This is a genomic window from Streptomyces otsuchiensis (assembly GCF_004305975.1).
GTDB lineage: Bacteria > Actinomycetota > Actinomycetes > Streptomycetales > Streptomycetaceae > Streptomyces > Streptomyces otsuchiensis.
The window spans coordinates 1-7,740 of the sequence record NZ_BHZI01000270.1; the positions used below are offsets into that span (position 1 = coordinate 1).

The window sequence follows — 7,740 nt, forward strand, 5'->3', positions numbered from 1 at the left end:
GGGTGTGGCACGGGACGGGGCGCGGGGCGGGGCGGCAGGGGAGCGGATGTTCCAGAAGTTCACCGATCGACTGCGGCGTGCGGTGACCGACGCCGCGGCGGAGGCACGCGGACTCGGCAGCCGGGAGATCCGTACCGAGCACCTGCTGCTGGCGATCACCCGCTCCGGTGACGACCTGGCCGCTCACGCGCTGCGCGGCCAGGGAGTCGATATCGGCCAACTGGCCCGGTACATCGAGGCGTCGGCGACGCCGGGACCGCAGCGCACGGAGCGGTCCGTCCCGTTCGCCGAGGAGACGCGACGCGCTCTGGCACGGGCGGAGCGCGAGGCGACGGTCCTGGGGCACGACAGCGTCGGCACCGGCCACCAGCTGCTGGCCCTGATCGTCACCCCCGGGACGGGGGCCGCCGCGTCCCTGGCGCGGTTCCGCGTGGACCACCGCCGGACGGCGGCGGAGGTCGTCCGCTTCCACCCGGTGGCCCCGGCCGGGGTGCCCGCGCGGCGGCCGATGCCCGCCGCGCAGCGGACCCATGTCTCGCACTGGTTCACCGAGGAGACCTTCCAGGTGCTGCTCCAGGCGCAGCGCGAGGCCAACGCCTCGGGCACGGGCGACTTCGGGAGCGACCACCTGCTGCTGGCGCTGGCGGTGCGCGGACCGGGCGCGGCCGGCCGGGCACTCGGCTCGGCGGGCGTCACGGCGGACGCCGCGCTGCGCGGGCTGCGCGAGCGGCTGCCGGAGCTGCCGCCGCACCCGTACGCGGGGTTGCGGCCGGCACCCGAGGTGTCGGTGCTGGTGGGCCACGCCCATGTCTGGGCGCGGACGTTGGGGCACGACGCGATCGAGCCGGGGCACCTGCTGGCCGCGCTGACCTCGGACGGGACGTGCGCGGGCAGCTCACTGCTGCGGGCACTGGGCACCGACCCGCGCACGGTGGCCCGCCAGGTCGCGGCACTTCTGCCCGCCCGGCCCGCCGGGACGGCACCGGTGGCCCGTGCCGCGCACGCCGCCCCGCGTCAGGTGCCGCAACCCGGCTGAGCGCCCCGGCACCCCCAACACCCCTGCACCGCAGCGGTCGTTCAGGTAACGGCCGCCGGGGTCCGGACACGCGCCGGGGAGGTGGTGCCCGGGGCTGCGGACTCGGGCCGGCCGGGAGCGGCAACCGACTCGGCCAGCATCGCCTCGATCGCCGCCGCGACGCCGTCATCGCTGTTGGCGCCGGTCCGGTGGGTGGTGACGGCCAGCACGTCGGGATGGGCGTTGGCCATCGCGTAGGAGCGGCCCGCCCAGGTGAGCATCGCCAGGTCGTTGGGCATGTCCCCGAACGCCACGACGTCGCCCGGCCCGAGTCCGCGCCGGGCGCAGTACGCGGCGAGGGTGGTGGCCTTGCTGACCCCGGCTCGGCTCACCTCCAGCAGGGCGGACGGGCTGGAACGGGTGAACTCCCCGTATCCGGGAGCGATTTCCCGGGCACGGGCGAGCAGGTCGTCCGGGTCCATGGTGGTGTGCCGTGCCAGGAGCTTGATGACCGGCGCTCCCGCGTAGGGCGGCCCCGGTGCGAGCAGCTTCTCCACCGGAGCGATGTCGGCGTGGGGGTCGGGGAAGAACGGCGGATAGTCGGGCTCGTAGTGGATGCCCGTGGTGCGCTCCACCGCGAACGTGATGCCCGGTATGCCGGCTCGCAGGGCCGCTGCCGTGGCCAGCGCGTCCCCGTGGGCGAGCGGATGGACCTCCATCAGCCGCCCGTCGGCGAGGTCGACCACCACGGCGCCGTTGGCGCAGATCGCGACCGTCCGGTCGCGTACGTCGCCCACCACGTGCATCCAGCGGGTGGGCCGGCCGGTGACGAACACCGTCTCGATCCCGGCGTCCGAGGCGGCGGCCAGGGCTTCGAGGGTGCGCGCGGAGACGGTCTTGTCGTCGCGGAGGAGGGTTCCGTCGAGGTCGGTGGCGATGAGTCGTGGACGTCGTGCCGGCTGGGGGCGTGCGGGAGGAGTGTCGGTCACAGCCATAATCCTCGCGCATATGCCAGCACATGTGTGCAGAGGTAGTCACGGATGAGCCACGCAGATCGGGGGATTCGTCCGGACAAAGACCCTCCCGGTACGGCGGTCGCCGTCCCGTTCAGCCGCCCGGCGGCACGGCGGCGAAGCCCACGACGGCGGCCCGCGAACGGCCCGCCCAGGACGGCCGGTATACCCGTGTCCACAACGCCCCGCCCCTCGAACGCGCTCGAAGCCCCGTCCGGTCCCGTCACTACGATGGCCGGACCGGACGGGGGCCACGCGCCCACGTGGCACACCACCAAGGGCGGGAACCACCAGCGATGTTCGAACGATTCACCGACCGCCTGCGCCTCGCCACCGTCCGCTCCGTGGAACAGGCACGCTCGCTCGGCAGCCCCACCATCCAGCCGGAACACACGCTGATCGCCCTGGTGGAGACGAGCCACGACATACCCGTCTACGCACTGCGGAGCCAGGGTGTGGACGAGCGTGAGCTGGCCACGACCCTGGCCGGCATGGCGCAGGTCGGCCCGCCGCCCCCCGAGGACCACGTTCCCTTCAGCGACATCATGAAGGGCGTGCTGGAGGACGCGCTGCGCGAGTCGCTGCGCCTGCGGCACAACAGCATCGGCACCGGCCACATGCTGCTGGCGCTGATCGGCACCACCCAGCGGGGCGCCGCGTTGCCCACCGCGCGGCTGCTGGACCGGCTGGGCGTCGACGGCGAGCGGACGGCGGAACACGTCGTCCGCTTCCATCCGATGAACCTCGACGAGACGCCGCAGCGCCCGCTCCCGGCCGGGGAACGGACCCACCCCACGCACTGGCTGGACGCCGCCGCCCACGACACGCTCCAGCAGGCCCAGCGTGAAGCCTGCGCCACCGGGCTGGACGAGATCGGCACGGAGCACGTGCTGCTCGCCCTCTCCCTGCGGACCGCGGACCCCGCCGTCGGCACCACGCTCACCGAGGCCGGCGTCGACCACGCCACCGGGCTGCGGCTGCTGCGCGAACAGCGCCCCGTACTGCCCGTCTCACCGCACCGGCAGCTCCCGCTCATGGACCGGGTCCAGTTGCTGGTCGTGCACGCCCAGCAACTCGCCGAACGGCGTGGGCACGACGCCGTCGAGCCGGGGCACCTGCTGGCGGCGCTGACCGTGGACGGCGACTGCGTCGGCAGCAAGCTGCTCATGGCGCAGGGCGCCGACCTGGAGACCGTGGGCGCACGCGCCCTCGACCGCCTCGGCCCCCACCCCGCCGACACCGCCCACTGACCGGTCGGCGTCCACCCGGCACAACCCGCGCGTCGACAGCCGACGCAACGACGGGGACCACGACGGCCCGGGCAGCAGGATGTGCGGTCGGTCACGAACGCGGCGGAGGCCACCGGTCCCGCCAATAATCTGGCTCGCCGCTGATTCAGCACCGGGGCGGCTGTCGCGGTGGGCTCTCGGGGCCCGGACCGCTGCGCCTCGGTCCACACATGGGCGGACACTTCCGTACCGCGCCGGGCGCGCGTCACCGACGAACCCGCGGAGCAGGCACCGCGCGCTACCGCGGTCGATCGCGGCTAGCGAGCAGCTGCCGAGAAGAAGCGTGTGTCATCAAGCCTGGTCCACGCTTCTGAGGCATCCTTCGCGGGAAAGAGGCGGCGTTTGCGCGCACTCCACGCGGCGAGATCCCGTGCCACCTCAGCCGGGATCCGGGGGCCCCCGGCATCCTGGGTGGCCAGGTAGTGCACACTGGCCAGCAGTTCCATGCCCTCGGGATACTCGTACCCGGCGAATACCTGGCTGACCTGAGCCCAGGCGTGCTCGAAATCGGTGTCCCCGCTGACAGCCTTTTCGGCGTCCTCAGCCGCACATGGGCGCAGCTCGATGTCGGCACGCGCCCCGCCGGTGCCATCACCGAAGCCAATGATCTGGTGGCCTTCCATCGCCGCGATCGCTCGATCAAGACCGCTGGAGTAAGGGCCGTAGTGTCCAGCTTCGAACCGCAGGTCAAGATTGATTCCAGCGCACTGCAGAAGATAAGCGATCTTGTGAAACTCCAGCAGAGATGCTTTGGGTGCCTCGGTGATGCCTGCGGCCCACGCACTCGCGATGTACCGCCGCATCGCGGCCAGGAACCTGGCTCGCTGCTGGTTCAGCACCGGGGCGGCTGTCGCGATAGGCATGTCCGCCGCAGGGGGAGTACCCAGACCGTAGAGGCGGATGTCAGCGTCGAGTACCTGGAGCTTCGCGATGATCAGGGCTCGCACATCTGACCAAGGCAGACCGCCGTTGCCGCAGCCGAGTGGAGGCACCGCAACACTCGTGATCTTCAGTTCGCCGACCACACGCACGAGATCGTCCAGGCCGGCGCAGATGTCCTCCATGCGTGACGGTTGACGCCAGTGCCTCTTGGTGGGGAAGTTCAGCACCCAGCGCCCCTCTGGGAGGGCGACTGGCTGGATGACACCCGGTCGAACCTCGCCTGCCTCACAGGCAGCAGCATAGGCATCGAAGACATGTGGGAAGGCCCGCTTGAACTGCAAGGCGATGCCCTTGCCCATGACACCCACGGTATTGACGGTGTTCACCAGAGCCTGTGCGTCATCGCGGAGCAGATTGCCGTGACTCTCCGTGATCATTGTCGTTGCCTCCCCTCATGTCTTCTCCAGGGTCGCAAACGATGCCGCCCGGTAGCACCTAGAAGTACCACGCAGGTAGGACAGCGACTGGCGGCTTGTGACCGGCGGTGGCAATGACCGACCTGACCTTCGCCTCCAGGGCGGGTGTCTGGACCACTATGCCAACGATTGCGGTCCACGGGAGCGCCCGGTGGACCAGGAACTCCGCCATCCGACGTTCGCGCCGCGATCCATCGGTAGGGGTGTTCGTCCAGGTCATGGCTTCCATGACCTCCCAGTCGACATGCGAGGGGAGAAGGTGCACCTTATCCGTGTACCTGGCCGTCGCGAGCGCGGCATTCCGGTCGGTCGCAGCCCAGCCGAGGGCATGTCGCTCGACCTGTGACACACGGGACACCAAGTAGACGAGCTCATCCTGCCGTCCCTCATAGGTCTCCACACCGCCCTTGTGGATGCGATACAGCATCGGCGAACGCGGTGCGAAATAGAAGGGCGCGTAGTCGGCGACCGCGCCTCCGGGGCCCGCCAGCACGGGCTGGCTGCGACGCCGTTCCTTGATGCTTAAGTCGGCACACTCAACGGTTCCGGTGGGTTTGTGCTGGTCGGCTACAAGTCCGGACGCCGCGATCCCCGCAAGATTCTCCACATGAGTGAAGTGCAGGAGGCGAGGGTCGATGGTGTCCATCGTGACGTCGCATCATAGGTCGAAGCGGCGCTGCGGCCCGTGTGAACCTGGGACCTTCCCCGTTCGTCGCCAGCCGCGACCGGCTCGCCGAGCGGCGCCGTTTCGGTATCGCCCGGTCACGTCAGCGAGCCTGCCTTCGGCTCATTCAGCACGTCTCGGCGGCCGCCTGGACGCGGCCTGCGGTAGCCGTTCGGCGACCGCCCGTGAGGGCCGGGCGTGGCGTTTCGCGGCGGGGGTTGCGTGGGGTCCGAATGGCTTACTCTGCCTCCCATGGCTGTTTCCCCCGCCGCTCGGCTGCGGCTGTCCACCGTGATCCTGCCGGTACGTCGCTGGTCCCAGGGGGGCAGGCAGGTCTGGCAGCGGGCCGAGGAGCTCGGGTTCGACACCGCGTACACCTATGACCACCTGAGCTGGCGCAGTTTCCGCGACGGCCCCTGGTTCGGTGCGATCCCGACACTGACCGCCGCCGCGGCGGCCACCGACCGGCTGCGGCTGGGGACCATGGTCACCTCGCCCAACTTCCGCCACCCGGTGACGCTGGCCAAGGAGCTCATCACCCTGGACGATGTGGCCGACGGCCGGATCACCCTCGGCATCGGCGCCGGCGGCAGCGGTTTCGACGCCACCGCGCTCGGCCACGACGCCTGGACGCCGCGTGAACGCGCCGACCGGTTCGGGGAGTTCGTTCCGCTGCTGGACCGGCTGCTCAGTGAGAGCGGTCCGGGTGGCGTCTCGTTCCAGGGCGACTTCTACTCGGCGCGCGAGGTCCGCAACATCCCCGGGTGCGTGCAGCGGCCACGGCTGCCGTTCGCGGTCGCCGCCACCGGCCCGCGCGGGATGCGGCTCGCCGCGCGGCACGGCCAGGCGTGGATCACCACCGGCGACCCGGCCGCCGCCGAGGGCGGCGAGAAGGAGTCGGTGGCGGCGCTCGCCCGCCAGGTGGACAACCTGTCGGCCGCCTGCGCGGAAGCGGGCCGCGAGCCGTCCGCGATCGGCAAGGCGCTGCTGACCGGTTTCACGCCGCACCGGCCGCTCTCGTCGGTCGACGCTTTCGTGGACTTCGCCGGGCAGGTCGGCGAACTCGGCTTCACGGAGCTGCTGCTGCACTGGCCCATCGCGGACTCGGTCTTCGCGGCCGACGAGCGGGTCTTCGAGCGGATCGCCACCGAGGGCCTGTCCCAGCTGGCCTCCCAGCCCTGATCACCCGGACGTGATCACCCAGTCCTGATCGCCCGACCGCGATCGCCCGACACCGCCCACCCGCCCGCAGCGGCCCGTCAGCCCGCCGCCGGGCGCACGGTGCCGGGGCGCGGACGTGACGAGCCGGCCGAGGCGTGGTGCAGCCGGGCCTTGAGCCGCTTCATGCCGTCCCGCATCCGCGTCTTGACGGTGCCCAGTGGGATGTCGAGCTGCCGGGCGACCTGCGGGTAGCTCAGGCCCTCGTAGTAGGCGAGGGTGATCGCCTCGCGCTGGAGCGGGGTCAGCGCGTCGAGGCCGTCCAGTACCCGGTCCCCGTCGGCGGAGCGCTCGACGTAGTCGGCGACCGGGTCGTGCACCGCCAGTTCCTCGCGCTGTCCCCAGCGCGTCTCCCGTTCGGCCAGGGCCTGTTCGTGGCGTACCCGGTCGATGGCGCGTCGGTGCGCGATGCGCAGGATCCAGCTCCAGGGGCTGCCGCGTTCCGGGCGGTAGCGGGCGGCGTGGCTCCACACCTCCAGCATGGTCTCCTGTGCGACGTCCTCGGCAAGCGCCTGGTCGCGCACGACGGCGAGCGCGGTCTGTGTCACCCGGCCGGCGACGCGGTCGTAGAGCTGCCCGAAGGCGTCGCGGTCACCGTGACCGGTGGCGGCGAGCAGCGCTTCCAGCCGCCGGTAGGGGGCTGCCGCGGGTGCGCCGCCGGAGGAGTCCTCCGACGGGCGGTCGTGGTGGGGGTTGTTCCCCGCGGTCGAGTTCAGCACCGTCATGCTTCCGTCTCCATCGTGCGTACCGCTGGTGTGGTGCGGCCCGGCCGAGCGGGCCCGGTCACGCGGCGGTCGCCCAGGGGTGGCGGGTGCCGCGTGCTGGATGAGGTGAGGCGGACGCCGGGCGCGCTGGGTGGCGGCCGGCTCCGCGGGGGTGCCGTCGGAACGGCGGGGGTGCCGTCGGAACGGCGGGGGCCGGACTAACCGGGGCGGCGCGGGTCGCGGCCGTCCAGCGGGAAGGACGCGGCGTCGTGGGTTTCGGCCGGGGTGGTCACGGCCGGGCCGGGGGCGCGGGGCGTCGGCGCCGGATCTCCGAACCGGGTGGCGGCGGGGCTCTCGGCCGGGCCGGGCGGCGTGCCTGGTTGGGCGGCCGGCGGCGGGGAGGCGACGACGGCGGCAGCGACGACGGCGCCCGGGGACGGCCCGTCGGGCAGCGGGGTGGGCGCGGCGGTGACCGGTGC

7 protein-coding genes and 1 pseudogene are annotated in these 7,740 nt (G+C 72.2%); 3 read left to right on the forward strand and 5 right to left on the reverse strand.

All coding sequences use genetic code 11. The features are described 5' to 3' along the window. The coding region (locus E0D90_RS21150) for a Clp protease N-terminal domain-containing protein (protein WP_307721164.1) at positions 1 to 1,036 on the forward strand (1,036 nt) is incomplete at its 5' end. Positions 1,037 to 1,077: 41 nt separating this feature from the next. Here the strand turns inward: E0D90_RS21150 and E0D90_RS21155 are convergent. Next, entirely contained in the window at positions 1,078 to 2,010 is a 933-nt protein-coding gene (locus tag E0D90_RS21155) for an HAD hydrolase family protein (RefSeq protein ID WP_130799664.1), read from the reverse strand. A 314-nt stretch (positions 2,011 to 2,324) separates the two neighbouring features. On the opposite strand from E0D90_RS21155, the gene E0D90_RS21160 reads away from it, so the two are divergent. Beyond that, positions 2,325 to 3,278, forward strand: a complete 954-nt coding sequence (locus E0D90_RS21160; protein WP_170215030.1) for a Clp protease N-terminal domain-containing protein — start codon at positions 2,325 to 2,327, stop codon at positions 3,276 to 3,278. A 296-nt stretch (positions 3,279 to 3,574) separates the two neighbouring features. Here E0D90_RS21160 and darG read toward each other — a convergent pair whose 3' ends face one another. Both darG and darT read right to left on the reverse strand, forming a co-directional pair. Then, positions 3,575 to 4,636: a type II toxin-antitoxin system antitoxin DNA ADP-ribosyl glycohydrolase DarG gene (gene darG, locus E0D90_RS21165; protein WP_130799666.1), complete on the reverse strand. Its 1,062-nt coding sequence runs from the start codon at positions 4,634 to 4,636 to the stop codon at positions 3,575 to 3,577. A 58-nt stretch (positions 4,637 to 4,694) separates the two neighbouring features. Beyond that, entirely contained in the window at positions 4,695 to 5,321 is a 627-nt protein-coding gene (darT, locus tag E0D90_RS21170) for a type II toxin-antitoxin system toxin DNA ADP-ribosyl transferase DarT (protein WP_130799667.1), read from the reverse strand. 270 nt (positions 5,322 to 5,591) lie between these two features. Between darT and E0D90_RS21175 the strand changes: the two genes are divergently transcribed. After that, positions 5,592 to 6,521: an LLM class flavin-dependent oxidoreductase gene (locus E0D90_RS21175; protein ID WP_130799668.1), complete on the forward strand. Its 930-nt coding sequence runs from the start codon at positions 5,592 to 5,594 to the stop codon at positions 6,519 to 6,521. Positions 6,522 to 6,598: 77 nt separating this feature from the next. Here E0D90_RS21175 and E0D90_RS21180 read toward each other — a convergent pair whose 3' ends face one another. Beyond that, the gene (locus tag E0D90_RS21180) at positions 6,599 to 7,282 is read right to left on the reverse strand and encodes a sigma-70 family RNA polymerase sigma factor (RefSeq protein WP_130799669.1); all 684 of its coding nucleotides are present in this window, start codon (positions 7,280 to 7,282) and stop codon (positions 6,599 to 6,601) included. Positions 7,283 to 7,479: 197 nt separating this feature from the next. After that, positions 7,480 to 7,740: pseudogene (locus tag E0D90_RS26735) on the reverse strand (RNA polymerase sigma factor SigF); the annotation flags it as partial.